The 26394-nt window shown below is 61.3% G+C and carries 25 protein-coding genes, 1 tRNA gene and 1 pseudogene; 14 read left to right on the top strand and 13 right to left on the bottom strand.

The window, feature by feature from the left end; genetic code table 11:
* Nucleotides 1-26 precede the first annotated feature (26 nt).
* On the bottom strand, nt 27-569 hold the full coding sequence (locus CQ13_RS34745) for a disulfide bond formation protein B (RefSeq protein WP_057847289.1): 543 nt from the start codon (nt 567-569) through the stop codon (nt 27-29).
* A gap of 171 nt (nt 570-740) precedes the next feature.
* On the opposite strand from CQ13_RS34745, the gene CQ13_RS34740 reads away from it, so the two are divergent.
* The 3 genes from CQ13_RS34740 (at nt 741) to CQ13_RS34730 (ending at nt 3262) form a co-directional block, all read left to right on the top strand.
* Nucleotides 741-825: transfer RNA gene (locus tag CQ13_RS34740), tRNA-Leu, on the top strand.
* A 210-nt stretch (nt 826-1035) separates the two neighbouring features.
* Nucleotides 1036-2406: a tyrosine-type recombinase/integrase gene (locus tag CQ13_RS34735; protein WP_057847288.1), complete on the top strand. Its 1371-nt coding sequence runs from the start codon at nt 1036-1038 to the stop codon at nt 2404-2406.
* A 583-nt stretch (nt 2407-2989) separates the two neighbouring features.
* A complete protein-coding gene (locus CQ13_RS34730) occupies nt 2990-3262 on the top strand; it encodes a hypothetical protein (protein ID WP_057847287.1) in 273 nt (90 codons plus the stop codon).
* Here the strand turns inward: CQ13_RS34730 and CQ13_RS34725 are convergent.
* Nucleotides 3259-3969: pseudogene (locus CQ13_RS34725) on the bottom strand (ABC transporter substrate-binding protein); the annotation flags it as partial. The gene CQ13_RS34730 and the pseudogene CQ13_RS34725 overlap by 4 nt on opposite strands.
* Nucleotides 3970-4093: 124 nt before the next feature.
* On the opposite strand from CQ13_RS34725, the gene CQ13_RS34720 reads away from it, so the two are divergent.
* Nucleotides 4094-5734, top strand: coding sequence for an alpha/beta hydrolase (locus CQ13_RS34720; protein WP_057847286.1), 1641 nt, complete (start codon nt 4094-4096; stop codon nt 5732-5734).
* Between the two features lie 393 nt (nt 5735-6127).
* On the opposite strand, the gene CQ13_RS34715 is transcribed toward CQ13_RS34720, so the two are convergent.
* From CQ13_RS34715 to CQ13_RS34705, 3 genes are all read right to left on the bottom strand, one after another.
* On the bottom strand, nt 6128-7213 hold the full coding sequence (locus tag CQ13_RS34715) for a baeRF11 domain-containing protein (RefSeq protein WP_245309528.1): 1086 nt from the start codon (nt 7211-7213) through the stop codon (nt 6128-6130).
* Between the two features lie 81 nt (nt 7214-7294).
* Nucleotides 7295-7930 (bottom strand): response regulator, encoded by a 636-nt coding sequence (locus CQ13_RS34710; protein ID WP_057847467.1) that lies wholly within the window; start codon nt 7928-7930, stop codon nt 7295-7297.
* A 31-nt stretch (nt 7931-7961) separates the two neighbouring features.
* Nucleotides 7962-8657: an ABC transporter substrate-binding protein gene (locus tag CQ13_RS34705; RefSeq protein ID WP_057847285.1), complete on the bottom strand. Its 696-nt coding sequence runs from the start codon at nt 8655-8657 to the stop codon at nt 7962-7964.
* Nucleotides 8658-9036: 379 nt separating this feature from the next.
* On the opposite strand from CQ13_RS34705, the gene CQ13_RS34700 reads away from it, so the two are divergent.
* The 4 genes from CQ13_RS34700 (at nt 9037) to CQ13_RS34685 (ending at nt 11305) form a co-directional block, all read left to right on the top strand.
* Nucleotides 9037-9795 carry an SDR family NAD(P)-dependent oxidoreductase gene (locus CQ13_RS34700; RefSeq protein ID WP_063800221.1) on the top strand — a complete coding sequence of 253 codons (759 nt, stop codon included), beginning with the start codon at nt 9037-9039 and terminating at the stop codon, nt 9793-9795.
* Nucleotides 9792-10130, top strand: coding sequence for an MFS transporter (locus CQ13_RS46625; protein WP_057847283.1), 339 nt, complete (start codon nt 9792-9794; stop codon nt 10128-10130). The genes CQ13_RS34700 and CQ13_RS46625 overlap by 4 nt, the downstream gene beginning before the upstream one ends.
* On the top strand, nt 10118-10342 hold the full coding sequence (locus CQ13_RS46620; protein WP_197427542.1) for an MFS transporter: 225 nt from the start codon (nt 10118-10120) through the stop codon (nt 10340-10342). The genes CQ13_RS46625 and CQ13_RS46620 overlap by 13 nt, the downstream gene beginning before the upstream one ends.
* A gap of 177 nt (nt 10343-10519) precedes the next feature.
* The gene (locus tag CQ13_RS34685; protein ID WP_063800224.1) at nt 10520-11305 is read left to right on the top strand and encodes an SDR family NAD(P)-dependent oxidoreductase; all 786 of its coding nucleotides are present in this window, start codon (nt 10520-10522) and stop codon (nt 11303-11305) included.
* 695 nt (nt 11306-12000) lie between these two features.
* Here CQ13_RS34685 and CQ13_RS34680 read toward each other — a convergent pair.
* Nucleotides 12001-12741: an IclR family transcriptional regulator gene (locus CQ13_RS34680; RefSeq protein ID WP_057847280.1), complete on the bottom strand. Its 741-nt coding sequence runs from the start codon at nt 12739-12741 to the stop codon at nt 12001-12003.
* Between the two features lie 248 nt (nt 12742-12989).
* Here CQ13_RS34680 and CQ13_RS34675 point away from each other — a divergent pair, with 248 nt between their 5' ends.
* The 5 genes from CQ13_RS34675 to CQ13_RS34655 all read left to right on the top strand — a co-directional run bounded on the left by CQ13_RS34675 (nt 12990) and on the right by CQ13_RS34655 (nt 18296).
* A complete protein-coding gene (locus CQ13_RS34675; protein WP_057847279.1) occupies nt 12990-13841 on the top strand; it encodes an amidohydrolase family protein in 852 nt (283 codons plus the stop codon).
* Nucleotides 13842-13857: 16 nt separating this feature from the next.
* The gene (locus CQ13_RS34670; protein WP_245309527.1) at nt 13858-15084 is read left to right on the top strand and encodes a CaiB/BaiF CoA transferase family protein; all 1227 of its coding nucleotides are present in this window, start codon (nt 13858-13860) and stop codon (nt 15082-15084) included.
* A 61-nt stretch (nt 15085-15145) separates the two neighbouring features.
* On the top strand, nt 15146-16318 hold the full coding sequence (locus CQ13_RS34665; protein ID WP_057847278.1) for an NADH:flavin oxidoreductase/NADH oxidase: 1173 nt from the start codon (nt 15146-15148) through the stop codon (nt 16316-16318).
* 74 nt (nt 16319-16392) lie between these two features.
* Entirely contained in the window at nt 16393-17604 is a 1212-nt protein-coding gene (locus tag CQ13_RS34660) for an ABC transporter substrate-binding protein (protein WP_057847277.1), read from the top strand.
* 236 nt (nt 17605-17840) lie between these two features.
* On the top strand, nt 17841-18296 hold the full coding sequence (locus CQ13_RS34655) for a PaaI family thioesterase (RefSeq protein ID WP_057847276.1): 456 nt from the start codon (nt 17841-17843) through the stop codon (nt 18294-18296).
* 21 nt (nt 18297-18317) lie between these two features.
* Here CQ13_RS34655 and CQ13_RS46615 read toward each other — a convergent pair whose 3' ends face one another.
* From CQ13_RS46615 to CQ13_RS34625, 7 genes are all read right to left on the bottom strand, one after another.
* A complete protein-coding gene (locus tag CQ13_RS46615) occupies nt 18318-18449 on the bottom strand; it encodes a hypothetical protein (protein WP_283807560.1) in 132 nt (43 codons plus the stop codon).
* 230 nt (nt 18450-18679) lie between these two features.
* Entirely contained in the window at nt 18680-20119 is a 1440-nt protein-coding gene (locus tag CQ13_RS34650) for an NAD-dependent succinate-semialdehyde dehydrogenase (protein WP_057847275.1), read from the bottom strand.
* A gap of 74 nt (nt 20120-20193) precedes the next feature.
* On the bottom strand, nt 20194-21408 hold the full coding sequence (locus CQ13_RS34645) for an ABC transporter substrate-binding protein (protein ID WP_057847274.1): 1215 nt from the start codon (nt 21406-21408) through the stop codon (nt 20194-20196).
* Between the two features lie 36 nt (nt 21409-21444).
* Entirely contained in the window at nt 21445-22287 is an 843-nt protein-coding gene (locus CQ13_RS34640; protein WP_057847273.1) for an alpha/beta fold hydrolase, read from the bottom strand.
* Nucleotides 22284-22646 (bottom strand): hypothetical protein, encoded by a 363-nt coding sequence (locus CQ13_RS34635; protein WP_057847272.1) that lies wholly within the window; start codon nt 22644-22646, stop codon nt 22284-22286. Before CQ13_RS34635 ends, CQ13_RS34640 begins: the two co-directional genes overlap by 4 nt.
* Before the next feature lie 14 nt (nt 22647-22660).
* Nucleotides 22661-24733: an acetate--CoA ligase family protein gene (locus CQ13_RS34630; protein ID WP_057847271.1), complete on the bottom strand. Its 2073-nt coding sequence runs from the start codon at nt 24731-24733 to the stop codon at nt 22661-22663.
* A gap of 1 nt (nt 24734) precedes the next feature.
* On the bottom strand, nt 24735-25895 hold the full coding sequence (locus tag CQ13_RS34625; protein WP_057847270.1) for an acyl-CoA dehydrogenase family protein: 1161 nt from the start codon (nt 25893-25895) through the stop codon (nt 24735-24737).
* A 105-nt stretch (nt 25896-26000) separates the two neighbouring features.
* On the opposite strand from CQ13_RS34625, the gene CQ13_RS34620 reads away from it, so the two are divergent.
* On the top strand, nt 26001-26342 hold the full coding sequence (locus CQ13_RS34620) for a LysR family transcriptional regulator (RefSeq protein WP_057847269.1): 342 nt from the start codon (nt 26001-26003) through the stop codon (nt 26340-26342).
* Nucleotides 26343-26394 lie beyond the last annotated feature (52 nt).

Genomic DNA, 26394 nt, shown 5'->3' with positions numbered 1-26394 from the left:
ATCGCGCCTTTGCCCACCCTATGGCGCTACGCGGCTGCCCGCTTGGCCGACACGATGCCCAACATGGCGATCGTCGCCATCACCAGCGAGATCAGCACATTGTAGCCGGCAAGCGAGAGCCCGAGGAAGCGCCACTGCACCTCGTCGCAGCGGATCACCTTCACCGTGTCGAGACGCTGCAGCAGCGTGCCGGCGCTGCCGAGATCGGCCAGCGGGCCGGAGCAATCGGTCGGTCCCTGCCAGAATTGCCATTCGACGCCGGCGTGGTAACCACCGAGCCAGGCATTGGCGAGCGCCGCGAGCAGCAGCACCGCAAACCCGGCCAGCGCTACCGGCCGCGGCGCCCCGCGCGAGGCGGCAAAGGCAACCAAAAGCCCGAGCGGGACCGCCAGATAATAAGCGTAGCGCTGTTCGAGGCAGAGCGGACAGGGGCGGATATCCAGCACGAGCTGGAAGAACCAGGCGCCTGCCAGCGTCGCCGCGGCGACGACCGCGATCGCCAGCGCCGCGACGACGACCGGATCCGCGGGATGGCGAGCGTGCGACGAATGGAGGGCATCTGACGTCACGGATGTTCTCCGGAGCATGGGTCCATGCTCAAAATAGGCTTCAGCCTCCTATCCCGCCACCGCCCAGGTGTCGAGACACCCACAATCACTTCCACGCGGGTTGACCCGGAAGCGCCGCCCGCTATATTCCGCCGGCTTCGCCGCACCGGCATCCCAGCCTCGCGTCCGAAGGCCCCTGTGGCGGAACTGGTAGACGCGCTCGACTCAAAATCGAGTTCCGCAAGGAGTGCTGGTTCGATTCCGGCCAGGGGCACCAACTAGGCTGTTCAAGCCCGTTCTAAAGCGTCCGCAACCGTTCGCGCACTGTACGGAAACCCTTGAAAAATAGGCCTTTCCGCGTACATCGGTGTTCGTCACCGTTTGTTCTCATCCGATCCCAGCCGTCCGATTTGTTGGTATCGTGTTGGTATCGGGAGAACAAACGTTCACGGTGACTTTCGCTATTCCGAACGAAGGAATTGAGCAGATGGCCCGCAAGAACGACGGCGCGTGCGCCAACCCCAAGCAGATCAGAACCGACGTCGACTGCCGCGCCGCCCGACCGAAATTCGACAATGGCACGTGGAGCCCCGCCAAGATTTCCGACGTGACCGGCCTCGGTCTCTATCTCTTCATCACGCCGGACAAGAACAAGCCTGGCAACGCTGCCTCCAAGCTCTGGCGGATGGGCTACCGGTTCCACAGCCGTCAGAAAACCTACTCAATCGGCCCTTACGGCAACGGCAAGGACGGCACCTTCTCGCTCGCCGACGCCCGGCGCGAGCGCGACAAGGCCAAGGACTTGCTCAAGGAGGGCAAAGACCCGAGCACCGAGAAGCAACTTGACAAGCACAGGCAGGCTGCCGCTCGGCCTTTCGAGCAATGGGCCGATGAGTGGCTTGCGAAGAAGAAGGTGGAGAAAGTCAAACGCGGCAGGATCGTCGCGGTGCGCGACCCCAAGACCATCGAAGTGCTTGAGCTCCGCGTTGGCTATGTCAAGGATCGCTTCGGCAAGCTGTGCAGGCAGGACATCAAGCGTCCGGACGTACTCGCTTTCATGCGCTCATACGAAGCCGAGGGAAAGCTGGAAACGCGCGACCGCGTGCGCAGCATCGGTGAGCAAATCTGCAACTATGCCGATGTCGAAGGCGATGGCTACAATCCCTTCCGCAACCTGAATGGGCAGATGATTGCCAACATTTCGACGCCGCGTCCGGGCGTCACCGAACCACGTGACGTGACGCGCGTCTTCAAGCTCATCAGTGCCCCCTGGACGAGAGCGAGGTTTGGTGACGTTGTTGGCCTTGCCTTGCGCTTCGATGCGCTAACTATTCCTCGCCCCGGCATGGTCAATGAAATGGAGTGGAGCGAGGTCGATTGGGATGCCGAACGCTGGACTACTCCAGCCGCCAAGATGAAGACCGGTTGGGACCATGTCGTGCCTTTGTCACGGCAAGCACTCGCAATCCTGCGCAGCGTTCAGAAGCTGACTGGCCATCGCCGGCACGTGTTTTCCTGCTCGAAGGACGCTCCACTTTCAAACAATACGCTGAACAAGCGCTTGCGGCTGCTTGGAATTGACACCAAGACTGATCATTGTGCCCACGGATTCCGGACGACCTTCTCGACCCTGTCTCACCACGAAGAGATCAAGGACGCCAAGGCATGGGATGGCGATGTCGTCGAGCTGCAGCTCGCGCATCTCGATAATTCTACTGTGGAAGGGCTCTACAAGAAGCACGGACCGCTCGCGCTGATCGGCTCGCGCACGAAGCTGATGCAACATTGGGCTGACCGGATCGACCACTGGCTCGATCCCAAGAAGGTGATGCCGATTAAGGGAGGCGCGCGGCCCTGATTCACCTATCGTTAGGCGTGCTTAATGTTGCCCAGTTCGATCCGTGACAAGCTCGTGTGATAGGACGCTTGTGCATCTCGTGCTGGAAGCGGATCGATTTTGGCGGAGCTCGACGAGTGCGCGCCTGATCTCGACAATGTCGCCGGCCGCGTTTGAAGTGGTCGAGCTCTCAACGTTCTTCCTCGCCACTCGCGTACGGAGCGTAGGCAGTGTTTATGACGCTAGCGCTATCGAAGGGGAAGCCCAACTCAAGACGTGGCGTCTGGATGGTCTGCCGAGAACCACCGTTTGTGCGGCGATCGATCGGGCAGCGCCGCTATCGTAGAATTGGCGGCCTTGTCGTACCAAAAGGGTAATAAGCGATTTGAGCATCGTTGCGGGGTCCGCCAAGTGGTGACCAGTAAACGACAGATGACTTCTCCAATCTAATATTGCAACACGTTGTGCCCGTAGCAAAATGGGCACCGGCCGACGCGACTTCCACTTCGATGATGCACAAATGTGGGCAGTATGACGTCAGGCTCGACAACGCCTGGGCCGCCGACTGGTATTGCGGGCGCTGCCGCGCAGGTACGAGCCTGCCGTGACGGACGATGCCGATCCGACTTGCGACTTGCTTGGCGTAAAAGAGATCGTGGGTCGCCATCAGCACGGCGGCACCGCTCGTAGCAAAAACGGTGAACTCGTGCGACGCGCTCAGGTCGAGGCCACTCGTCGGTTCATCGCGAATAAGTGCTTTCGCGCTCTTGGCGGTGCTGCAGGTCGGCAAGACCTTTGGGGAGATCCCGACGTAGACGCCTCTAAAAAAATCGGCGGCCCACAGGCCGCCGATTGGACCGCAAAGTTCAGCAGCTAACCCGCAGGCCCTGCATCTTCCACGATTGGACCGAACATCTCCCAGCGTTCGCCGTTAAACCGCATCATCCTGAACTGCTTGCGGAGGCGATAGTCTGTAGGCGAGGTGCTAAATTTGATCCCGGGTAGCGAGAAGTCAGCTTGGTAATCCTTGATCGAGGTCGCCTGCTTCAAGACGTTCTCGCGCGTCAGGTCGTCGCCGCACTGCTCCAGCACATAAACCAGAAGCTGTGCCGCGCCGTAGGCATAGGTGTTGAAGTTCGAGTACTTGTCTCCCTCCGGATAATACTTTTCCATAAACGCGAGGTATTTCTTCACACCCGGATCGTCTTTCCATTCCGGATCGAGGGGCTCCTTGCCGTAATTGGTGCTGATGACGCCCTTAGCGTCTTCGAGCCCAGCCGGCTTTATCGCACTGCCAATCGATGTAGCCTTCATACTGACGATCTGCACTGGCTTCCAACCGACCTCAGCGATTTTCTTGATCGCTTGCGCCGTAGGCTTCGGCGTGGCGGCACTAAAAAATAGGTCCGCGCCAACATCCTTGATCTTGAGGATTTGCGAATCGACGGTTGGCTCGGCCACTTCGTAGGAAAACTCCGCGACCACCATTTTAGCGGCCTTGTCGCCGAGCCCCGATTTGATGCCGTTCAGATAATCCTTGCCGAAGTCGTCATTCTGGTAGAGCACGCCGATCTTAGCGTAAGGTTGGATGGAGCCGATCGTTGGGCTAGTGCAGTGCGCTTCGTCCCCGCGGCTTGCGCCATCAGGTCGTTCGCAACAAGCTGCCGGACGACGCTGACACTTGCCTGGAATTGAGAGGTGCGGCCGTATGAGGCTATGGCATTCATTCTCTATCGGCGGCCTTCTCCTCGGAACGCTCCTTTTTGCCGCCTCTCTGACGCCGACGCTGTTGCCGCGGAATTTTTTGACTCAGGGCATGCTCTCGGGATGTTCTCTGGCGGCCGGATACGGCATCGGCGTGTTCGGCGGTTGGCTTTGGGTCTACATGGAGCTCCTGCGGCTCAAGGGCCGCTTCTTGCGCGTCGCGAAACTTGCCGCTGCGACCGGCTGCGCGATCGTTGCGGTCGTCTCCCTCCGGCAGGCGGCGGGATGGCAGAATTCTATCCGTGAGTTGATGGAACTCGATCCGGTCGACACGGTGCATCCAGTCGAGGTCTGCCTCATTGCGCTGGCGGTGTTCGCAATCCTGATCGGGCTCGCGCGGCTGTTCCGACTGACGCTCCGCTTCGTGGCGACAAGAGCCAACCGCTTCCTGCCAAGGCGGCTGTCCAACGCCATCGGCGTCATCGCGGCAGCGGTGCTGTTCTGGTTGGTCATCGATGGAGTTCTCTTCCGGGCCGCCCTGCGTGTCGCAGACGCGTCCTTCCGAGAATACGACAAGCTGATCGCACCGGTAACTCAGCCGCCGACGAACCCTCTGAAGACCGGTAGTAAGGCTTCCCTGCTCGCCTGGGACAAACTCGGACGGGCGGGACGGGAGTTCATCTCCTCGGGGCCGACCCGTGACGACATAGGCACCTTTTCGGGTAGGGAAGCGCTCGAACCTGTTCGCGTCTATGTCGGACTACGATCGGCGGACACGCCGCAACTGCGCGCCAAGCTTGCACTGGAAGAACTAAAGCGCGTCGGCGGGTTCGAGCGATCCATGCTTGTCGTGGTGACGCCGACTGGCACCGGCTGGGTCGACCCGGCTGCGATGGACAGCGTCGAATATCTGCACGACGGCGCCATCGCGAGCGTTGCCCTGCAATATTCCTATCTCGCCAGTTGGCTGTACCTGCTTGTGGAGCCCGGCTATGGCGCCGATGTCGCACGCGCCCTCTTCAAGGAGATCTACGGATACTGGATCACGCTTCCCAAGGACAGCCGGCCAAAGCTTTATCTGCACGGGATCAGTCTTGGTGCCACGAATTCCGAACAATCGATCGACCTGATCGAAGTCATGGGCGACCCGTTCGCCGGCGCACTCTGGAGCGGGCCGCCTTACTCGAGCAAGCTCTGGCGCTGGCTCACCGACCGTCGCAATCCCGGATCGCCGGCTTGGCTTCCCCGGTTTCGTGACGGATCGTTCGTGCGGTTCATGAACCAGCACGGAGAGGCTGCCGACCCGGCCTCGGGTCCGAGTGCCACCTGGGGGCCGATGCGGTTCGTTTACCTGCAATACGCGAGCGACCCGGCGACCTTTTTCGACTATCGCAGCCTCTATCGCGAGCCGGACTGGATGCTGGCGCCGCGCGGCCCGGACGTGTCGCCGCAATTGCGCTGGTACCCGGTCGTAACCCTTCTTCAACTGGCTCTGGACATGTTCATGGCGACGGACGCGCCGATCGGCTTCGGCCATGTCTACGCCCCGGCGCACTACATCGACGCATGGATCGAGATGACGGAAGTTCGCGACTGGTCCCCGGAACAGATCACGCGGCTGAAGCGGCATCTCTCCAAGCCGTAGTCCGCGGCGCTGTTCCAACACCAGCGGCCGCGGAGACGGACTCTTGAGCGCTGCTATCCAACGATGCCCCATCAACGTTGCCGAGCCACGTTCGGTGCCTCACTCCGCAGCGCTGACCGCCGAGAAGCCCGGTGCGATAAAGATCAAAAGGCCGACAAATTTCTTCAAAAGCGCCCGCTGACGCTGCCGCGTCTGAGAATTGGCTGCGTCAGATCGGCCAGAGGGCGGTCGAAGCCTCGACTGAGGGTGGATTTCTCGGCGGCGGCGGCTTTGCGGTAGGTGATAGTGAAAAGGCCATGTTGGGCGAGATCTCGAGCGCGCTCAAGCTTGCGAGCTACTGAGCCGTCGACTGACGCGGTCTATATGGGATAGCGCAAGACAGCGGCGAGTGACTTACCTCCGGGGATGTCGATTGCGAACACCGAGAACGCGGCCACCTGCATGGATAACCCGCCGCGCGATTTCGTCGACCACGCCATAGCTGCCCGCGCTCGGCCTGTCAGCAAACGTCGTGCTGCCATCTACCTCGGACACCTTTCCGGGAACGACCTCATCAATGTCAACCAGCAGAGTTTCAACCGCTCCATAGGTGGCTGCGCGAGCCGCCTGGGCGATATCGGTGGTCGCGCGCCCTTGGTTCTCGCGGGCCTCGAAGCGGCTGGCGAAGGCCGCGATCTCGTCACGATAAAGATCGTCAAGCACTGAGCGGGCCCGCGCCGCAAGTTCAGCGTCGGTGAGCGCATCAGGGCTGCCGTCGATCCCTATCGGTGCCAGATGCGCATAGGTATTCACAGATCGATAGATCGATGCGAGAGGCTGAAGCGCGGCCAGCACCAGCGGGATATCGATGCCGGCAAGCAGTGCGCGCAGTGAACTGTCCACCTGCCGTGCGAACTGGCGCAACCTCACCTTCTGGCCTTCGGCGCCTTGGATGCGACCGCTCGGTGATCGATCGTTCAGGGTCGAGCGGCCCACTGCGCTGGCAGCAGGCTTCGGCATGCCCTCGACCTTGACAAGTGTCGCAGGCAAATCAGCGGGGACCTCGATCACGCGGACCACTGCTTCCGACAGCGCCAGCACATAACAGGTGTGGGGAAACGTGACAGCGCGCAGCAGCGGCTTCAAAAAGAAGCGATCGGACACCTCAACAACGGGCTCCAGCGTGTTTGGTAGACGAAAAGTCCGGATGTTGTCGGGCGTGGCTAACACAGCGAGGCTGCGCGCCTGGAATCGCCAGAACTCGTCATCGTCGATAAGATCGTCCAGATGTTCGGCCAATGCAGCAACGCGGCGCTTGTCGGTGCCCGCCGCTTCGAGCTGATGGATGCCCTGCTTTGCCAGATTCTTCAGCTCGATCCGATCTCCTGCGGTCTCCTGCGTCAGTGGCGAGGTTCGCAGATAGATCGACAGGCAGATGTCATCGCGATGGGAGATCAGTGATTTCAGATCGACGGGAGTCGGAATGTCGACGTAGAGCATGACAAATCTCCATCTTGAGCAGATTATGGATCTTCACACCGTCTATCCGGATCAAGATAGTGGAAATCCTTGAGGAGTATCTCAGGGCGCAACCAATTTCTTACGGATGGCATAGCGGACTAACTCGGCCGTCGACGACATGCCGAGCTTGCGCATTGCCGAAGCACGATGGGTTTCGACGGTCTTCACACTCAGCTTCAGTATTGCGCTGATGGACCTGTTGGTGTGCCCTTCCGCAATCAACTGAACCACGCTCTGCTCGCGCGACGTCAGCAGCATGTCCGATTTATTCTGCTTGTTGACCTGGTAGTCGTGGAGCAGCTTCTCCAGCAGGACGCTGGTGAAGTAGGGCCTGCCGTCGAGCAAGGCTTCGATCGCAGAAATAAGATGCTTCCGGGCATCCGACTTGAACAGGAAGCCACGGACGCCCGCCAGAATGGCTTCCGTCAGCAGTTCCTCGCTTTCGTGCATCGTCAGGATCAACACTTCAGTGCGCAGATGGAGCGCCCTGAGGCGGCGACTCACCTCCAATCCGTTCATGATAGGCATGGAGTAGTCGGCAATCACAATGTCCGGCCGGGTTTCCAGGGTCAACGCGACGGCCTGCTCGCCATTGGTCGCTTCCCCGGTTACGATCCAGTTGGAGCGCGCTTCAACGATCGCGCGAAGCCCGGAACGCACGACTTCATGATCATCCGCAATCACGATGCACTTCACGGCGTCGTTCCCGTATGCCGGCACCGAACCTTCAAGCGATCGGCTGAGGTGACCGGCAGCAAAGTCTGCCGCCGGCGAGCCCGTCGGAGGGCTCCGGGCGGGACTTGTAGTCCTTGAACTTGAGGAAGACGGCGATATTGCCCGGTCGCCAGCTCTTGGAATCGAACGTGAAGGGACCGGAGCCGATCACTTCCGGAATCGGCTTGGTCGGATCGGTAGCGGCCAACCGCGCAGGCATCATGACAGGAACGTTGCTGCTCGGCTTACCGATAGAGTCGATCACCAATCCGAATGGCTTGCTGAGCACCAGGGTGAAGGTGGAAGCATCGACGGCCTTGATTTCCTTGGTGGCAGCGAACATCTGCCGCCCCAGCCCGTCACGGGCCCCCCAGCGCTTGAGCGATGCGACGCAGTCTTCTGCCGTCACGTCCGTGCCGTCGTGCCACTTCAGGCCCGGTCGAAGCCTGAATGTGTACGACATCTTGTCGGGGCTCACTTCCCACGACTCCAGCATTTGAGGACGATACTCGCCCTTGCTGTCCATCGACACCAGCGTGTCGAATACCATGTAGGCGAATGTTCTGGTTACGTAGGAGGTGGTGGCAATCGGATCCAGCACCTGCAGCTCGGTGTCCAGGACGATCTTAAGCGTCTTGTCTTGCGCCGCAACCGGCGTGACAGCGGACGCCGAAAGTAGCAGCGCCGCGAAAAGCAATTTCAGTCGCATGACCCTAGCTCCGTCACCAGTGCCCCCCGCGACCAGACCCTCGTCGCGCGTTAGCAAGCTGACGTTGTCGGGGCAACAGAACAACTTCCCAATTGCGATGACAGCATGACATTTTGGAAGCAGCCACTTTGTCGCAACCCTCGTATGATCGCAGTACTTAACCCGCTCGCCGAAGTCGACATAAGGCGAAGGCAATTTTCATGAAGAAAAGGCAACGTTGGCGGACGCGATGACGGGAAGCTGCCCAAGGGGTGGCCTCAACCGCCGACAAATGCATCGCGAAGACCGGCGTGCGCACAACGCTTGTGGATTTGCAGGAGACATCGCCAGATGGCATCGCGGTCGGCGTCATGATCGACGGCAATCGGGAGTGTACGACATGACTGATCTGTTGTCGGGGCGACGTATCCTCATCACAGGGGGGGCGTCTGGTATTGGTCTTGGCATCGCGGGCAGTTTTGCGGTGGAGGGCGCCCAGGTCGCGCTTCTCGATCGCTCTGCAGAGGGACTCGATCGCGCCGCGCAGCAGATCGGAAGTCAGTCGTCGACCGTACTAGCGGACGTCCGCGACCCCTCGGCTGTCGAAGCTGCGGTCGCCTCGGCAGCGAAATCCATGGGCGGCATCGACGGCGTAGTCAATGCCGCTGGGATCAGTTTGTGGCGATCCCTCGAGGAGACATCCCACGACGAGTGGCGGAACGTGATGTCGATCAATCTCGACGGACCATTTCACGTTTGCAAGGCGGTCATAGCCGAGTTGAAGAAAGCCGGCCGAGGCACGATCGTCAACATCGCCTCAGGCGCAGCCTTCAGACAGACGCCCAATTTTGGCGCCTATTGCACATCCAAGGCCGCCCTGGTCATGATGACCAAGGTGCTGGCTGCAGAACTCGTCGGCCTCAATATCCGGGCGAACTCCATTTGCCCGGGAGTGATCTATACCCCGATGGTCGAGCGCACGCTGTCGGGATCGACGGACCGGAAGCAGAGAACCGCGCAATATTTCGAACGGCAGGGCATGAAGCGCTTTGGCACCGTCGAGGAGATCGCCAAGCTCGCCCTCTTCCTCACGGGTCCTGATTCTTCGTTCACGACCGGCTCCGCCTATTCTGCCGACGGCGGCTCGGTTTATCATTGAGCAACCCCAAGCCCATTCCCGCCGAACATGCGAAGTGGGTGTCCACGCCCGGCGAGATACGGCTGATAATCTCGGGTCTCGTCGTCGCTGTTTTCGTCTCGAGCCTCGACCAGACCATTTTGGCTGGCTCGCTGTCGAGCATCGCCGCGGACCTCAATAACTGGTCCGTGGCCAGCTGGCTCGTCAGCGGCTATCTAATCTCCTCGATCGTTGCGATCCCCATTGCCGGCAGACTCAGCGACCTCTTTGGCCGGCGCAGGCTATTGCTGATTCTCAGCCTGCTTTACGTCAGCGGGTCGATCCTTTGCGCGATCTCATGTCGATGCAGGCGCTGATCGCCTGCCGCATCGTTCAGGGATTGGGCGCGGGCGGTCTGCGCGCGGTGGCGATGTCGACCGTGTCGGATCTGGTATCGCCGCGAGAGCGTGGCCGCTATCAGGTATATTTCTCCGCAGCCTTCAGCGTGTCGTCGCTTTGCGGACCGACTCTCGGATCGCTGTGTAACCATCAAATTTACATAGTGGGTTCTTCAACTTACGATCGTTGAAGTGGTACACGGGTCGTCAGGCTAGTCAGCTTGATCGTGTCCTATTCCAAAATGACATGTCGGACTAAACAGAAGGAATTTGCGATGCTGGCAAACATTCCGAGTATCTGTCCGCGATGGCAATGAATTCGGCCGTGCATTAGGGGCCGGCAAAAACAAATGTATGAGATAGGAAACATGAGCGCAGTTCAGCGTGTAGCTTTGATCACTGGATCGGCCAGCGGCATCGGCGCCGCCTGTGCCCGACGTCTCGCCGCGAAGAACGTCAACCTCCTTCTGGTGGATAGGCAAGGCGAAGCCTTACAAACAATCGCGCAAGAACTTTCCAAGACGGTTCGGACGAGCTTTTTCGTTTGCGATATCACGGACGACAAGGCCGTTGAAGGGGCGGTCTCAAGCGCGAAAGGCGAATTCGGTCGAATCGACATTCTTGCCAATATTGCCGGCGGATCGGTAGGAGTAAAAGGCGGCAGGGTTGAGGATTTTTCGGGTGAAGATTGGGATCGCGTTATGAACGCCAATCTCCGCAGTACGTTTATGTTCTGCAAATTCGTCGTACCGATGATGCGCGAGCAGAAATTTGGGCGCATCATCAACACTTCTTCCACTCTCGCGAGAGGTCGAACGGGATCCCAAGATACTTCTGCCGCGCGCCTGCCCTATGCAGCTGCGAAAGCCGGCGTGCTTGGCTTCACTTCACAACTGGCCAAAGACCTTGGTTCGGAGGGAATCACCGTCAATGCCATTCTTCCCTGGCTCACAATCGCTCCGAATTCGAATCAGGCAGCTTATCTTGCCTTCATGGCGATGTCGGCTGAGGCTCGCGAGAGACAGCTCAGCCTTTCTCCGTTCAAGCGACCAGCCACGGCAGACGAGGTCGCCGCAGCCATTGAGTTTCTCGCTTCCGATGATGCAAGCTACATCTCCGGCGTTGCGCTGCCCATTGACGGGGCTTTCCTCTGACTTTCGAATCGCATCGTCATTGTCAGGAACAGCTCATTTCCGCTAACGTATATGTCGTAATTGATCTCCGCATAGAGCCACGACTTCTGTGAGTGCTGCGAGAAATTCTTACGATGATCGCGAGCAGGCGGGTTGCCGCGGCGCAAGGTAACGGACCACCCGGACCGCAGACATGCACAGCCCAGCTCGTCCAACTGGATCAGCGTACTTCTACTGCTTTGAGATAATGCGTCACTGCACCGTAGAGGCCATGGACCTGCGCCGTCGCGGCGAGCGCGAGGTCCCGGCGATCCTTGTTCTTCCCGCCAATCAGGCGCGTTCATACTTCAACGACGGCTTGATCCACCGGAATGATACGATCCCCGTAACCTCACACGGGTGATGAACATCGCCGGCAAACCGAGCCTGATTGCAGCCACCCGCGCAGCCTGAAGGCCAGAAAGTCCCTCCAAAAGCGCAATACCGCGTCGCGATACTTACCTTAACCGGTCATTAGACGATCCGACGCGAGACATCGGCCGCCTACAGGGATTGGCGACCACATCGCGGACCGGCCCATCTGTTTTGCACACAACCAAGACCCAAACCTGACTCGATGTGCAAATGGTGCTTCCCTCCCGGCGCAATCGGTCATAAAGCCGACCGGCTTTTATCTGCGGGTTTGGATCCAGCTCTTTCTTATCAAAGGTGTCGGGTCACGGCAGGAATCTGGCGATAGCTTCTCGGATACAAGCGAGGATTTCGTCCTGCCGTTCCTCAAGACGAGACACCGGCCCGCCGACGCCGAGCACGAGGTCGCGTCCGAAATCGCGCTTGGGCAGCAGGACGGCGATCACGCCGGCGTCCTGGACGACGATATGCTTTGAGAACATATAGCCGTCGCGCCGGATGCCGTTGACGATCTTCATCAGAGCATTCAGCTCCATGTGTTCTTCCGGCGGGCAGACGGCATTGATACGGCGCAGCAGCCGGGCGATCTCGACGTCGGTATGGCCGCTGAGCAAGGTGCGGCCAATGCCGCTGATCGCCAGCGGGCGGACTTCGCCGGGCTTTACTTCAAAGCGCAGGCGCTTGCTGGTTTGCAGGCAGTGAATGTACTGCGCGTGCAAATCGGACTGCGTGCTGATGTTGACGAGTTCGTCCAGTTCCTTGTGAACGAAGTCGACCAGCGCAAGGATGGCACTGTCGCCGAACAGCCCGGCATCCAGCCACCGGCCCATCTGGGCGATGCGCATCGTCGGCATGTAGGTGCGATTGTAGCTGTCGTAAAACAGGTACCCCAGCATCGCCATGCTCTTCAGCAGGGCGGCGGCGCTGGACGTCGGATAGTCGCACTTCGTTGCGACCTCCTTCAGCGAAACGGGCCGTTTCACATCCTCGAAATACTCAAGGACTTCGAAGATGCGTCTGGCCGATTTGATCGCTTCTGACGACATTTACATATATGTGTAATGGATGTTTGGACCATAAGGCGTGTCTTCGGCGACGTCAAACCCATCGTTGGCCAAGATTTAACTCATAGCCGTTAAGGCTTTCCTTATTTTACACATACATAGAAATAGAACTACATATAAGTAACAGGATAGACTCCGAAAGAAGCCCCGCATAGTCTCCTCGCTCAATGGCTGTCGCGCGTTCGTGCAGCAGCCGTTCAAGAAAACAAACGGGATGACAGGGAGGCGTTATGCAGTCGGAAATCCGTTTGCCCGAGGGTGGCTGCGATTGTCATTTCCATATCTACGGCCCCTTCGATCGCTTCCCGCCCGCAACCGAGGGGCGCTTCACGGCCGCGCGGCCGTTCACGATCGAGGACGCTTTCGCGCTCTGGAACAGGCTCGGCGTCACCCGCGGCGTGATCGTCCACGCGGTGGGCTCGGGAGAAGACAACGCCGTCACCTATGACGCGTTGCGTCGCTACCCTGACAGGCTGCGCGCTGTTGCGATCTTGAAGCCCGACGTCTCCGATCGCCGGCTCGATGAACTCACCGATGCCGGTTTCAAGGCGGTGCGCGTCACCATGATCCGGCAGGATGGCAAGCCGGTCTCGACGCTCGGCACCAGCTACGACGATCTGGTCAAGCTCGCGCCGCGCATCGCGGAGCGCGGTTGGCATGCCCAGCTCTGGATCGAAAGCTCGGATCTCGCGGCCGCTGCGGCCGAACTCGAAAAGCTTCCGCTGAATTTTGTCATCGACCACATGTCGCGGACCATGGCCGACAAGGGCCACGAACATCCCGACTTTCGCGCTTTCACGGAACGGCTGAAGACCGGCCGCTACTGGACCAAGATTTCAGGGGCCGACCGCAACACGCGTATCGGCAGTCCTTACGCGGACACCGCGCCCTTCATGCGCGCCATCGTTCAGGCGGCGCCTGATCAGGTGGTGTGGGGCAGCGATTGGCCGCATGTCGGCCACAGCGCCGAGACGAGGCCCGATCATCAAGTTCTGCTTCGCTTGCTGCACGAATGCGTCCCGGACGAGGCCACTCGTCGCAAGATCCTGATCGCCAATCCGGCGCGGCTCTATAATTTCTGACATGACCGAGTAAGCCTTGAACAACAAGAAATTGGACAACAACAAGAAACTGCCGCTTGAAGGCGTCATCGTTCTCGATCTCGGCCAGGTGTACCAGGGACCCTATGCCGGCTTCCTGATGGCGCAGGCCGGCGCGACCGTCATTAAGGTCGAGCCGCCGAACGGCGAACCGGTGCGGCATCGCGCCCGTATCAGCAAGGGCAATGCCGTCCCGTTCGCAATGCTCAATGCCAACAAGCGCAATATCAGCCTGAACCTGAAATCGCCGGAAGGCATGAAAGTCCTGAAAGAACTCGCGGCAAAGGCCGACGTGCTGATCGAGAACTACGCACCTGATGTGCTCGACCGGTTGGGCGTCGGCTATGCCGCGCTCAGCGCCATCAATCCGCGCCTTATCTACGGCTCGGCCACCGGCTACGGCCTGTCGGGCCCCGACCGGGATAATCTGGCGATGGACCTGACGGTCCAGGCGGCGTCGGGCATCATGAGCGTGACCGGCTTTGCCGATGGTCCTCCGGTCAAGGCCGGGCCGGCCATCACCGATTTCATCAGCGGCGTTCATCTCTATGCTGGTATTCTCACCGCGCTTTACGATCGGGAGAAAAGCGGCCGCGGCCGGCTGGTCGAGATCGCGATGGTCGAGACCGTCTATCCTGCGATGGCCTCAAATTTGGCCGATATCTTCAACCGAAAAGCGGCAGCCCCTCGCACGGGCAACCGTCACGGCGGCCTCGCGGAGGCGCCCTATAATGTCTATCCCGCCTCCGACGGGCATGTCGCCATCATCAGCGTCAACGAATCGCATTGGACCGGATTGACGCGCGCGATGGGCCGGCCGGAACTGGCCGACGATGCACGCTTCAGGACGGTCCTTGACCGCATCAAGCACATCGATCTGACGGATCAGATCGTCTCCGAGTGGTCGTCGCAGCTGATGCGGCGTGAGATCACGGACCTTTGCCGTGCCAACCGGGTGCCCTGCGCCGCGGTTCGCGACTTGCGCGAGGTGATTGAGGACAATCATCTCCACGCCCGGGGCATGTTGCGCGAGATCGAGCATCCGGAATATGGCGACATTCTCGTTCATCGCAGTCCGCTGCTGCTGCACGATGCGGCCGTGCCGGAATACATCCCGTCCGCGCGCCTCGGACAGCACAATGGCGAGGTGCTGTCGGAATATCTCGGCCTGTCCAGTGGCGAGATCGATGCGCTCCGCCACGCGGGCGCCATCGCACAGGCCTGAGCAAGCCCATGCCGAACATCGATCCACAAATTTTCAGGTCCGCTAGCTGAGGAAGCTCAAGATGGTCAAGTTGTTTGAAAGCATTGCATTCCGCGGCGTCGAGTTCAGCAACCGGATCGTCGTCTCGCCGATGGGGATGTATTCGGCCGAGAACGGCTACGTCACGCCGTTCCATCTGGTCCACTACGGCAAGTTCGCCATGGGCGGGGCTGGGCTCGTCTTCGTCGAGCAGACCTCGATCAGCCGAAAGGGGCGCATTACCAATGGCGATCCCGGCCTGTGGGAAGACGGCCAGATCGACGGCATGCGCCAGGTCGTCCATGTCATCAAATCGCACGGTGCCAAAGCCGCGATCCAGATCAATCACGGGGGAAGGAAATCCAGCCAGCAGCGCGCGTTCAGGGGCAACAGCCATCTGACGGATCGCGATATCGAAATGGGAGAAGAGAGCTGGGTACCTTCAGGCCCGTCGGATGTCCCGTTCTCCGACGGTTTTCAGACCCCCGTTCCACTCAGCAAGGAAGGCCTGATCGGCGTGCGCGATGCCTTCGTTGCGACGGCGCGCCGCGCGGTGCTGGCCGGGTTCGACGTCATCGAACTGCACATGGCCCACGGCTATCTGTTGCAATCCTTCCTCTCGCCGCTCGCCAATTTCCGCACCGACGAATATGGCGGCAGCCTGGAAAGCCGGATGCGCTTTCCGCTCGAGGTGACGCGCGCCGTGAGAGCCGCGCTGCCCTCGGCCACGCCGCTGTTCGTGCGCATCTCGGCCACGGACTGGATCGACGGCGGATGGGAGATCGAAGACAGCATCATCTTCTCCCGCAAATTGAAGGAACTCGGCGTCGATCTCGTCGACTGTTCGACCGGCGGCAACCTGCGCGCCGGATCGACCAACGCCAATCTCGGCCGCGGCCCCGGCTACCAGGTGCCGTTCGCCGAACGGATTCGCCACGAGGCCGGCATCGCCACGGGCGCGGTCGGCATGATCCGCACGCCTGACCTCGCCGAGACGATTCTGCAGGATGGCCGCGCCGACCTGATCTTCCTGGCGCGCCAGATGCTCTACGATCCGTTCTGGGCGCTTCACGCCGCAGAGCATTTCGGGCTGACCGGCAATTTCGAGAAGTGGCCCGAGCAATATGGCTGGTGGCTTGCCAAATGGGGCGGCGCCCTTCGTGCCAATGGCGAAAGCCTGGACGGGGTGGAGCGATACCGCGAGGCGGCCGAATAGAGCCTCACCCGCTCGGATAGAGTCGCAAGATCAATCCTGACTTCAAGCATCAAATTTTCCAAAGGGAGTGAAAAATGAGAAATGTGCTGGCCGCGTCGATGGTCTTCCTGAGTCTTGCTTCGGCTCATGCGCAGGCGCCTGCGTCGAAGCAGGTCAAGCTCGGCGTGCTCAACGATCAGTCGGGCCAGTATGCGGATGCCGCGGGTCCTGCCGCCGTTGAAGTCGCAAAGATGGCGATCGCCGACTTCGGCGGCAAGCTGCTGGGCCACCCGATCGAACTCGTATTCGCCGACCACCAGAACAAGACTGATATCGCCTCTGGCATTGCGAGGCGATGGATCGACACGGAAGGCGTGGATGTCATTCTCGATATCGGAAACTCCGCAGTCGCGTTGGCTTTGGCCGATCTGGTCCGGGACAAGAACAAGGTGATGATCGTGTCGTCGGCCGGCGCATCCGCCATCACAAACGAGAAATGCTCGCCCAACACATTCCAGTGGACCTACAACACCTACACGCTGGCGCGCAGCACAGCGAAGGCGCTGATGGGCCAAGGCGGCAATGAATGGTACTTCCTGACGGCCGATTATGCCTTCGGACAAGCCTTCGAGTCCGATGCGTCTGCCGTGCTCAAGGAATCCGGCGGCAAGGTAGCCGGCTCGGTGCGGCACCCCTTCAACACCAGCGATTTCTCGTCGTTTCTGCTGCAGGCCCAGAACTCGAGCGCCAACGTGCTGGCTCTCGCCAATGCCGGCGGTGACACCACCAACTCGCTGTTGCAAGCTCACGAGTTCGGCCTGCTCGGCCAGAAGAGCAAGATGCGAGTCGCCGCCCTGCTGTTCCAGATCACGGATGCCAAGTCGGTGGGCCTCCCCAACCTGCAGGGGCTGTACACCTCGGAGGCCTTCTACTGGAATCGGAACGACGGCTCGCGCGCGTTCGGGAAACGCTTCTTCGACAAGGTCGGCCGCATGCCCACGATGGTCCAGGCCGGAATGTACTCGGCAACCATGCACTACTTGAAGGCCGTTGAAGCTGCTGGCACGCTCGACACGGCTGCCGTGCTGACGAAATTCCGTTCCATGCCCGTGAATGACTTCTTCTCGGAGAGGGGTTACGTTCGCGAGGACGGCATGCACATCCACGATTACTATCTACTGCGCGCAAAGACGGTGGAGCAGTCGAAGGGACCGTGGGACTTCTATGACGTGGTCGCAACCGTCCCGGCCGAAGATGCCAATATTCTTCGCGCACAAAGCAGGTGCTCACTGATGAAGAAGTCCTGATCTCCAGGCCCTCATGGACGAGCCAAAGCCGAAGCGATCCTTTAGGACAAGAAGGCAGACCTCGTCGCCGTCGGCCGAGAGTTCATCTAACCCGAACTGGGCAATGGATGCGGCACAGAAGCTCGGCGTCGATCCGACTTCAGCGCGGTCCCGCCCCAAATGGGCTACTGGCTTGTTTGCGAGGCGTGCTGTGGCTCGCCTCGTGAACATCCAGCAATTGCGAGCCATCACCAGACATGTCCTACGAAGACTTGATCAAGCACACCGTGGCGCGACGGCCGGCGGCGTGGGAGTTGCTCGGCGTCGGCGCCGTCGCCTACGATCCGACGCGCGATCGCGTCGTGGTCGAATGGCATGCCGAGCCTCGGCATTGCCATTCCACCGAAGGGCATCCCAAGGGCGGCATCGTGCAGGGTGGAATCGTCACGGGCTGGCTCGATGCGGCGATGGCGACCGCGAGCCTGCTGCGCGGAGAATACCTGATTACGGTCGCGAGCCTGGAGATCAAGGTCGCATTCCTGCTTCCGGCGCATCCCGGCCTGTACCGCACTTATGGCAAGGTCGTTCGACAGGGCCGTAGCATCGGCTTCCTGGAGGCCGAGCTGCGAGACGCCAACGACGTGCTCATCGCAACGGCAAGTTCGACAGCGGCCCTACGGCCCAAGAGTCCCGCCGTGGCGAGCCCAGCGTGATTCCTTCGCGGCCTCTGGCTCTCAGAAGCCGTAGAGCCGGACCGGATTGTCGATCAGGATTTTCCTGCGGACGGCCTTGTCGGGCACGCAGCGCCTGAACAGATCCATCAGCACGGACTCCTTCGGAACGGCGTCTTCGGCGTGTAGCGACATGCGGCCGGTCGCTGCCCCAGGCCAGCCGGTCGGGGTTGGCGGCGACCAGCGCCTTCATGAAGTCCTCGGTGTCCTCGAGCGCCAGCTTGTGACTCAGAGCGGACATTTCCAGAGCGAAGTGGCATGATGGTGAGTTTGCCAGCGGTGTTAGTGCCATGACCTATGCCAGGGGCAGTCCACCGGAAGACCGCCGAATCGAAGCCCTTCGTCCGCCAAGGTCCAAGCACGACTCAGGCCACCGACTGGCTGATGTACTTTACGGTCTGAAATTCCTGGAGTCCCTCGATCCCGCCTTCGGAGCCGATCCCTGAGTCCTTGTAGCCGCCGAAGGGGGTCTCCGGCAGTGACGCCTGCCAATGGTTGACGACGACGTTGCCGCTCTGGATCGCTTCGGAGACCGCGGAAGCGTTGCGCATGTCATGGGTCATCACGTAGGACGCCAGACCGAAAGGAAGCCTGTTTGCGAGTCTAATGGCGTCGCCCAATCCCGAGAACGGAGCGGTGGTCGCAAGCGGACCGAAGGGCTCGACGTTGGACGCCATACAGTCGTCGTCGGCGTTCGACAGCACCGTCGGGCGGTAGAAGAAGCCCCGGTTGCCGCACCGTTCGCCGCCCGCCGACACCGCTATGTTGCGCGTCCGCGCATCCTCGACGAAGCGCTCTATGGATTCCACGCGCCGCGCATGCGCCAACGGACCCATCTCAGCGGCCGCATCGAAACCGTCGCCGACGACGATCTTGTCGGCGAGTTCCGAGAGCTTCGCGGCGAACCGGTCGTGGATCGAATCATGCACGAAGAAACGCGTCGGCGACGTGCAGACCTGGCCGGAATTGCGAAATTTAGCCGCCACCGCCGAGGCAGCGGCGGCCTCCGGATCGACATCGCCGAACACGAGCACTGGCGCGTGTCCGCCGAGTTCGAGCGTCATCTTCTTCATCGTCTGCACGGCGAGCGCACCGAGTTGCTTGCCGACTTGGGTGGAGCCCGTGAAAGTCAACCCGCGGGTGATCGGAGATTCCAGCAGCTTACCAGACACTAGTGCGGGATTGCCGAACACGACGTTGAGCACGCCGGTTGGCAAGCCTGCATCCGCGAGAGCTTCGGCTAGGGCGAGCACCGTCGCCGGGGTCTCTTCGGCAGGCTTGATGATGACGGAGCAACCGGCCGCCAGCGCGCTCGAAATCTTGCGGGCGGGAGTGATCGCCGGAGCGTTCCAGGGTGCGAACGCTGCGATCGGACCCAGCGGCTCGCGCACCGCAATCTGCTGGATAGAGCGATTGCGCGAAGGAATCACGCGACCATAGGCCCTACGGCCCTCCTCCGCGTTCCAGTCGAACATCCCGGCGGCCGTCTCAACCTCGAGGCGAGATTCGGCAATCGGTTTACCGAGCTCCAGCGTGATTAGTCCAGCGATATGATCGCTGCGTTCCCGGATCAACGCCGCTGCTTTCAGAAGAACCCGGCCGCGGTCGAGCGGCGGCACCTTCCGCCACTGCTCATAGCCAAGCGCGGACGACGCCAAAGCCTCGTCGAGATCGGCCTCGCCGGCATGCGGCTGTTCACCGAGTACCGCTTCTGTCGCCGGATTGAGGACCGGCTGCGTATCGCGGCCTTCGCCCGTCCGCCACTTACCGTCTATGAAAAGCCTGAGCGCAGGATAGTCGATCACAGGCGTCCTCCGTCGGGAGCAAAAACGGGCACGACGATGCCGTGCCCGGGTGTTGGTGCCTCCGCAACAGCCGCCTACTTGGCGGCGCTGACGAAGGGGCAGTTGCCGTCCTTGAGGGGCCGAAACGCCTTTTCACCAGCAATGGTGTCAAGGATCTTGTAGTAGTCCCAAGGATACTTGGACTCCGAGGGCTGCTTGACCTGCAGCAGGTACATGTCGCGGATGACCCGCCCGTCCTCTCGGATGGAAGCGTTGGCCGAGTAGAAGTCGTTGATCGGTAGCTTCTTCATTTCCGGAACGACAACCGAACCGACGTCGCTCTTGGTAGCTTCGACGGCCTTCAGGTAGTGCGTCACCGCGCCGTAGACCGCAGCCTGGAGGCTGCCCGGCGCCTTGCCGTTGAAACGGGCCATGAAGCGCTTGCTCCATTCGCGGGTCTTGTCGTTGGCGTCCCAGTAGAAGCTGTCGGCGAACATCAGGTCCTTGGCGCTGCCGAGGCCGAGCGCGTGGACATCCGGAAGATTCACCAGCAAGGCGGCTATGCTTTGCCCTCCGGCGGTGAGCCCGAACTCGTTGGCCTGCTTCAAGGCGGTCATCATGTCGGCGCCGGCATTCGCGAGGCCGACGACCTGGGCCTTGGACGCCTGCGCCTGCAAAAGGAACGACGAGAAGTCCGACGTATTCAGCGGATGTTTCGACGAGCCGAGCACCTTCCCGCCGTTGGCGATTACGACCTTGGCCGCCTCGGATTCCAGAGCCAAACCGAAACTGTAATCCGCAGTCAGGAAGTACCAGCTCTTGAGACTTTTCTGGACAAGCGGCGCGGTCGCGACGTTGGCGAGCGCGTAGTTGTCGTATGCCCAGTGCACGCCGTTGGGCGAGCAGGCTTTGCCGGTGAGATCGGGCGTGCCGGGGCCGGTTGCCAGAAGCACCTTGTCCTTTTCCCGCGACAGCTGCTGCACCGCCAGCGCGACGCCCGACGAGACAACTTCGGTGATCGCGTCGACGCCTTCGGTGTCGTACCACTTGCGCGCCAAAGCAAGGCCGATATCCGCCTTGTTCTGGTGGTCGGCCGAGATCACCTCGATCGGCATTCCAGCGACCTTCCCACCGTAGTCCTCGACCGCCATCTTCGCAGCCAGAACCGAACCAGGACCGACATTGTCGGCATAGGGGCCGGACATATCCGTGAGCACGCCGATCTTGACAGTGCCGTTGGAGATCTCAGCTGAAGCGGCCGTCACAAACGACAGCACCGCGGCGGTGACTAGCAACTTGTTGATCTTCATGCGCGTTTTCCCTTTCGATTTGTTGTTAAGTTTGGTTCAGTTGATCTTCTCGAGCACCGGAAGAAGGTGGCTCAGAAACTTGTCGGGATCCTCGCTCATCGGAAAATGGCCGAGATCCTTCATGATGGTGACGTGGCTGCCCTTGACGCTGTTGGCGACGGCGAGCGTCTCCTCAGGCGCGCAGGAGTAGTCGTACTCGCCGGACAACAGGAATAGCGGGCACTTCGACGTGTCGATCTGCGCCACCCGGGCGCGGATGTCCCCGTCGACCTTGTAGAAGTAGAGGTCGCCCTTGAACACGCCGGGACCGCCCTGCATGTAGTGCCAGAGCGTCTCCCAACGGTGCGCGTCAGATGCGTCAGGTCCGACGAGGCCCGACACGATCGCAGCACAAGTCTCGCCGCCGTGCACGTCCGGCCGGTGCAGGAAGTTCAGGTCGTAGTACGGGTCGACGTGGGCGCCGGCCTGCAGGCCGATGATGGCGCGGAAGCGCTCCGGATGCTCCAGCGCAAGATGCAGGACGATGCGGCCACCGATCGAGCAGCCCATCACGATCGGCTTGTCGAGCTCGAGCGCGGTCATGACTTCGAGGATCATGGTCGTGAACTGAGCCGACGTGAGCCGGTATTCCTCGTTGTGCCATCCGACCGGTGGCGATGATTTGCCGTGCCAGGGCATGTCGAAAGCGATGACGCGGTGCTTCAACGTGACGCGCTCGTCGTTCATCAGCGCGCGGTACTGCCGCCCGTCGGCGCCTGCGGTGTGCAGGCACAGCAACGGCGTGCCCTGACCGGCCTCCTCGACGTAGATGCGGTGCTCGCGCTCGAACAGTTCGAGGTGGAGATAGCGGCCGATGGTGGGTTCGAAACGGGGGCTCATGCGGCCTCTCCCTTGCGCAGCTTGACAAGCGCTTCCTTGAAGTACCTGAGATTGGCCATGAACGGCTGGAGGTCGCCCTCGGCCTTCAGAACGCGACGCTTGATCAGCGCCATCAGATCGTGCGAGCCCGGCCGAGGCGGACTCCAGAACTTCGTCCACTCGTCCTCCGAAGCGCGCAGCGCGAAGGTCCAGGACGGCATGACGAACGGTCCCTTCACGATCGACACGACCCGGCCTTCGACGATGTTGATAAGCCAGGCCGTCGTGCCCACCTCCAGCAGAAACGTAGTCGACAGCCATCGACCGCGTCTCACTAGCGTCTCGTCGGCATTGACCTTGTTCTTCAGGACTTCGATCATGGCGTCTTCTCCCTTCAGGCTATCGCGATCAGCGCGTCGACCGCGACGACGCCCTCGCCCACCCGATTTATGATCAGTGGATTGATCTCGGCATCCACCACGACCGTGCTCTCATGCGCAAGCTGCGACATCGCGACGATGGCATGCGCGAGCGCCTCCAGGTCCCCATGAGGCTTGTTCCGGAAGCCCTGGAAGACCTTCGTGATCGACAACTCGGAGATCATGCTCCGGGCCCCATCCACGTCGACAGGCGCGAGCCGGATGCTGCGATCGCGGTAGATCTCCGTGTAGATGCCGCCGGCGGCGAGCAGGACCATCGGACCGGCCTCCGGATCGACGCGGTAACCCAGCAGCATCTCGCCGAGACCCGAAGTCATCGGCTGTACGAGCACCTTCGACACCTGCGCGTCGGGGCGATGCGACCTCACGTTGTCCGAGATCTTGGTCACCGCCGCCTTGAGTTCGGCCTCGGTTCGGACGTTGAGGATCACTCCGCCGACCTCGGTCTTGTGGGCGATCTCCGCGGAAAGAAGCTTGACGGCTACGGGATACGCGAAAGGCAGCGTGATCGTGACCGCATCCACCGCGACCGCCACAGCCGGCGCGTGCGGCACACCCACCTTCTCGAAAAGTTCGTATGCCGCGAGTTCGTCCAACTGCCGGGTCGCCGCGACAGTCGTATCGTGCCGCGTGGTCGATGCGATCACCGGCCGGCGCCGCAGCAGCGCGGCAGCGACAGCGTCGGCGCAGGATTCCGGCGTCCGGAAGTTCGGCACGCCAGCGGCCGTAAGCATGGCCAGCGCACTTGGAGCGTCCGGCACCAGGAACGTCACCAACGGCTTAGACGAAGCGGCGCTGTCGATGGCGGGCTTCACGGCGAGCTCGGGTTTGAAACGCGCCGACGAGCCGATGACCGCGACCACGATGTCGAATTCCGGCGCGGACAGCATGATGTCCAGCGAGGCCTTCATGATGTCGTAGCGCGTCCCCGCCAGCGTGAGGTCCGTGATGCGTTCATGGTTGGCCTTGACGCCCGCCGCGGCGAGCCGCTCAAACGTCTCGTCGCTCGGCTTCACGACATCGATGCCGCGCACCGAAAGCTCGTCCACGACCATGGCCGCCCCGCCCCCGGTCGTTGTGACGACACCAACGCGCTTGCTGCGAGCGCCCGCTACGCGCGCGGGCATGCGCTGCAGCAGCGGCAGGGTTTCGAGGAGGGTCTCGAAATTGAACACGCGCGCGATGCCGCAGTCGGCCAGGAAGGCGGCAGCGACATCGTCTTCGCCGGCAAGGGCGCCGGTGTGCGACAGCGCGAGTTCGGCGGCGGCGTCGGAACGGCCGAGCTTGTAGGCGACGACCGGTTTGCCGCGTTCGGCGGCGGCGAGCGCGAAGGTCCGGAGATCCCGTGCATGACGGATGCTCTCGAGGAACAGTATGTAGCCCGTGATCTCGGGATCATCGAGCGTCGCCGAACAGATTTCTCCGAGAGACAGGTCGATCTCGTTGCCGACGGAGACGAGCCCGGCGAAGCCGACATTGCGGGTCTTGCCGCGCGAGATCAGGGCTCCGAGCAGGCTTCCGCTGTGCGACGCGACGAAGATGCCGCCGGTCGGCGGGTCGGGCTCGGCGAACGCGGCGTTGGCCGTGATGATGGTCTTGTGGCGCAGGTTGATGGCGCCGAGGCTGGATGGTCCGAGAATTCGCATCCCGGTCTCCGCGCAGAGTTTCTGCAGCTCGGCCACCAGCCTCAGCCCCTCTTCGCCACCTTCCGAGAAACCAGAGGCCAGGATCGTCGCCACCGGCACGCCGAGGCGCGCGCATTCGGAAGCGGCTTCCATCACTCCCTCGGTGGGCGTCAGGATGAAGGCGTGGTCCGGCGCCGACGGCAGGTCGGCCAGCGACGGCCATGCCTGTTCGCCCAGGACCGTCGCGCGACGCGGATTGATCGGATAGATCGTGCCTTCGTATCCGGCGCTCCGCAGATACCGCAGCGGACGCGCCGACGTCTTCGAGACGTCGTCGGACGCGCCGACGAGCGCGATGCTGCGCGGGGCGAGCAGCGCCTGTCCGAGCGACGGTCTTTTCATGTCAGCTTGCACGTGCTGCCTGTCCACGTTGGTCGAAGCGACGTTCGAACACGTCCTCCGCGATACGGTTCTTGAGGATCTCGGTCGAGCCGCCGGCGATCATCCAGCCGCGTGTCCGGCGCATGCAGTATTCGGCGAGCGAATCCTGGCTGTAGCCGAGACCGCCCATGATCTGGACGGCCTCGTTTGCGACGTCGAAACCGGCCTGATTGCAGGCAAGCTTGGCGATCGCCGTCTGATAGGGCGACGGCAGTCCTTCGGTGACGCTGGCGGCGCGGTACAGCAGCATCTGGGCGGATTCCAGCTTCAGCGTCATGTCGGCGAACTTCCACTGCAGACCCTGGAATTCGCACAGCGCGCGACCGAACTGCTTCCGGATCAACGCATGCTCGCGGGCAAGGTTGAAGGCGTAGCGGCCCACCGCAAGGGCGCGCGAAGAATTGCCGAGGCGCTCCACGTTGAAGCCGGAGATCTGCTTCTTGAACCCGCCCGGGCCTAGCAGCACGTTCTTCCCCGGGATGCGGCAGTTCTCGAAATAGAGCTGGCTCCACTGCTCGCCGCTCATGAACGGCGTCGGCTTGCCGATGGTGAAGCCCGGCGCATCCCGTTCGATGATGACGGAGCCGATGCCGTTCACGCCGGGCCCGAACCGCACGTAGACGAGATAGATCGCGGCATCAGGACTGTGGGTACCGAACACCTTGCTGCCGTTGATGAGGTAGTCGTCGCCGTCCGGGGTCGCAGAGGTCTTCAGTTCGGTGACGGCGGATCCCGCGTCGGACTCGCTCATGCCAAGGCTGATGCAGATGTTGCCGGCGAGAAGATCAGGAAGCCACCGCTCCTTTTGCTCCGGCGTCGCGTATTCCACGAACGTGCGGATCGGACCGAAGTTGCCGGCCTGCACCACGTCCGCGCTGCGCGGACACACGGACGCGATCTGCTCGATGGCGATCACACTGTCGAACAGTGTGCCACCCTGCCCACCGTCCTCGGGGTCGAACGCGATTCCCATCAAACCCTGCTTGCCGAGCAGCTGCGCCACATCGCGAGGGAATTGCGGATCGTGCGCACGTTCCAGAGCGCCATCCTTCAGATTGGCCTCGGCGAAACGGCGGACCGAGTCGGCGAATGCCTGCTGCTCTTCGTTCAGTTCGAAATTCATCTGTCTGGCGCACCTGCTGGAATGTGCGCCCTGTTTCCCAACCCGGGCTTTGACCTGCAACTGAACATCGGTTATAGGTCTATTACTTAATGTTATGGTTGGTCCATGCTGCCTCCCCTGAACCCGCTGCACGTCTTCGACGTCGCCGCCCGGCATCTGAATTTCACAAGCGCGGCGGCAGAGCTCCGGGTTACGCAGCCGGCGATCAGTCGGCAGATCAACACGCTCGAGAGCTTTCTCGGCGTACGGCTGTTCGAGCGCGACAAGCACGGACTGCGCCTCACGTCGGAGGGGGAGGAATTTCAGCGCCAGATCGCTCCGGCCTTCCGGATCATCGCCAACGCGACCGCCAGCATCACGGCCACCGGAAAAGCCGAGCCGCTTAAGATTCGCCTCTACACGACATTCGCCGCGAAATGGCTCATTCCGAGACTGCCGTCGTTCTAGGGTCTGTTGGGATTCAGGATTCTCATCCGGGCTTGGTTGTGATTCAAGCTAT

Source organism: Bradyrhizobium retamae, assembly GCF_001440415.1.
GTDB lineage: Bacteria > Pseudomonadota > Alphaproteobacteria > Rhizobiales > Xanthobacteraceae > Bradyrhizobium > Bradyrhizobium retamae.
Note: the sequence above shows the minus strand (reverse complement) of the source record. Positions and strands in the feature narration are given on the sequence as shown.

What these genes read in the sequence shown, in the direction of transcription:
- CQ13_RS34735 (WP_057847288.1), top strand. Translation starts at nt 1,036, where the DNA reads ATGGCCCGCAAGAACGACGGCGCGTGCGCCAACCCCAAGCAGATCAGA.
- CQ13_RS34720 (WP_057847286.1), top strand. Translation starts at nt 4,094, where the DNA reads ATGAGGCTATGGCATTCATTCTCTATCGGCGGCCTTCTCCTCGGAACG.
- CQ13_RS34715 (WP_245309528.1), bottom strand. Translation starts at nt 7,213, where the DNA reads ATGCTCTACGTCGACATTCCGACTCCCGTCGATCTGAAATCACTGATC.
- CQ13_RS34705 (WP_057847285.1), bottom strand. Translation starts at nt 8,657, where the DNA reads ATGCGACTGAAATTGCTTTTCGCGGCGCTGCTACTTTCGGCGTCCGCT.
- CQ13_RS34700 (WP_063800221.1), top strand. Translation starts at nt 9,037, where the DNA reads ATGACTGATCTGTTGTCGGGGCGACGTATCCTCATCACAGGGGGGGCG.
- CQ13_RS46620 (WP_197427542.1), top strand. Translation starts at nt 10,118, where the DNA reads ATGCAGGCGCTGATCGCCTGCCGCATCGTTCAGGGATTGGGCGCGGGC.
- CQ13_RS34685 (WP_063800224.1), top strand. Translation starts at nt 10,520, where the DNA reads ATGAGCGCAGTTCAGCGTGTAGCTTTGATCACTGGATCGGCCAGCGGC.
- CQ13_RS34680 (WP_057847280.1), bottom strand. Translation starts at nt 12,741, where the DNA reads ATGTCGTCAGAAGCGATCAAATCGGCCAGACGCATCTTCGAAGTCCTT.
- CQ13_RS34675 (WP_057847279.1), top strand. Translation starts at nt 12,990, where the DNA reads ATGCAGTCGGAAATCCGTTTGCCCGAGGGTGGCTGCGATTGTCATTTC.
- CQ13_RS34665 (WP_057847278.1), top strand. Translation starts at nt 15,146, where the DNA reads ATGGTCAAGTTGTTTGAAAGCATTGCATTCCGCGGCGTCGAGTTCAGC.
- CQ13_RS34660 (WP_057847277.1), top strand. Translation starts at nt 16,393, where the DNA reads ATGAGAAATGTGCTGGCCGCGTCGATGGTCTTCCTGAGTCTTGCTTCG.
- CQ13_RS34655 (WP_057847276.1), top strand. Translation starts at nt 17,841, where the DNA reads ATGTCCTACGAAGACTTGATCAAGCACACCGTGGCGCGACGGCCGGCG.
- CQ13_RS46615 (WP_283807560.1), bottom strand. Translation starts at nt 18,449, where the DNA reads ATGTCGCTACACGCCGAAGACGCCGTTCCGAAGGAGTCCGTGCTGATG.
- CQ13_RS34645 (WP_057847274.1), bottom strand. Translation starts at nt 21,408, where the DNA reads ATGAAGATCAACAAGTTGCTAGTCACCGCCGCGGTGCTGTCGTTTGTG.
- CQ13_RS34640 (WP_057847273.1), bottom strand. Translation starts at nt 22,287, where the DNA reads ATGAGCCCCCGTTTCGAACCCACCATCGGCCGCTATCTCCACCTCGAA.
- CQ13_RS34635 (WP_057847272.1), bottom strand. Translation starts at nt 22,646, where the DNA reads ATGATCGAAGTCCTGAAGAACAAGGTCAATGCCGACGAGACGCTAGTG.
- CQ13_RS34630 (WP_057847271.1), bottom strand. Translation starts at nt 24,733, where the DNA reads ATGAAAAGACCGTCGCTCGGACAGGCGCTGCTCGCCCCGCGCAGCATC.
- CQ13_RS34625 (WP_057847270.1), bottom strand. Translation starts at nt 25,895, where the DNA reads ATGAATTTCGAACTGAACGAAGAGCAGCAGGCATTCGCCGACTCGGTC.
- CQ13_RS34620 (WP_057847269.1), top strand. Translation starts at nt 26,001, where the DNA reads ATGCTGCCTCCCCTGAACCCGCTGCACGTCTTCGACGTCGCCGCCCGG.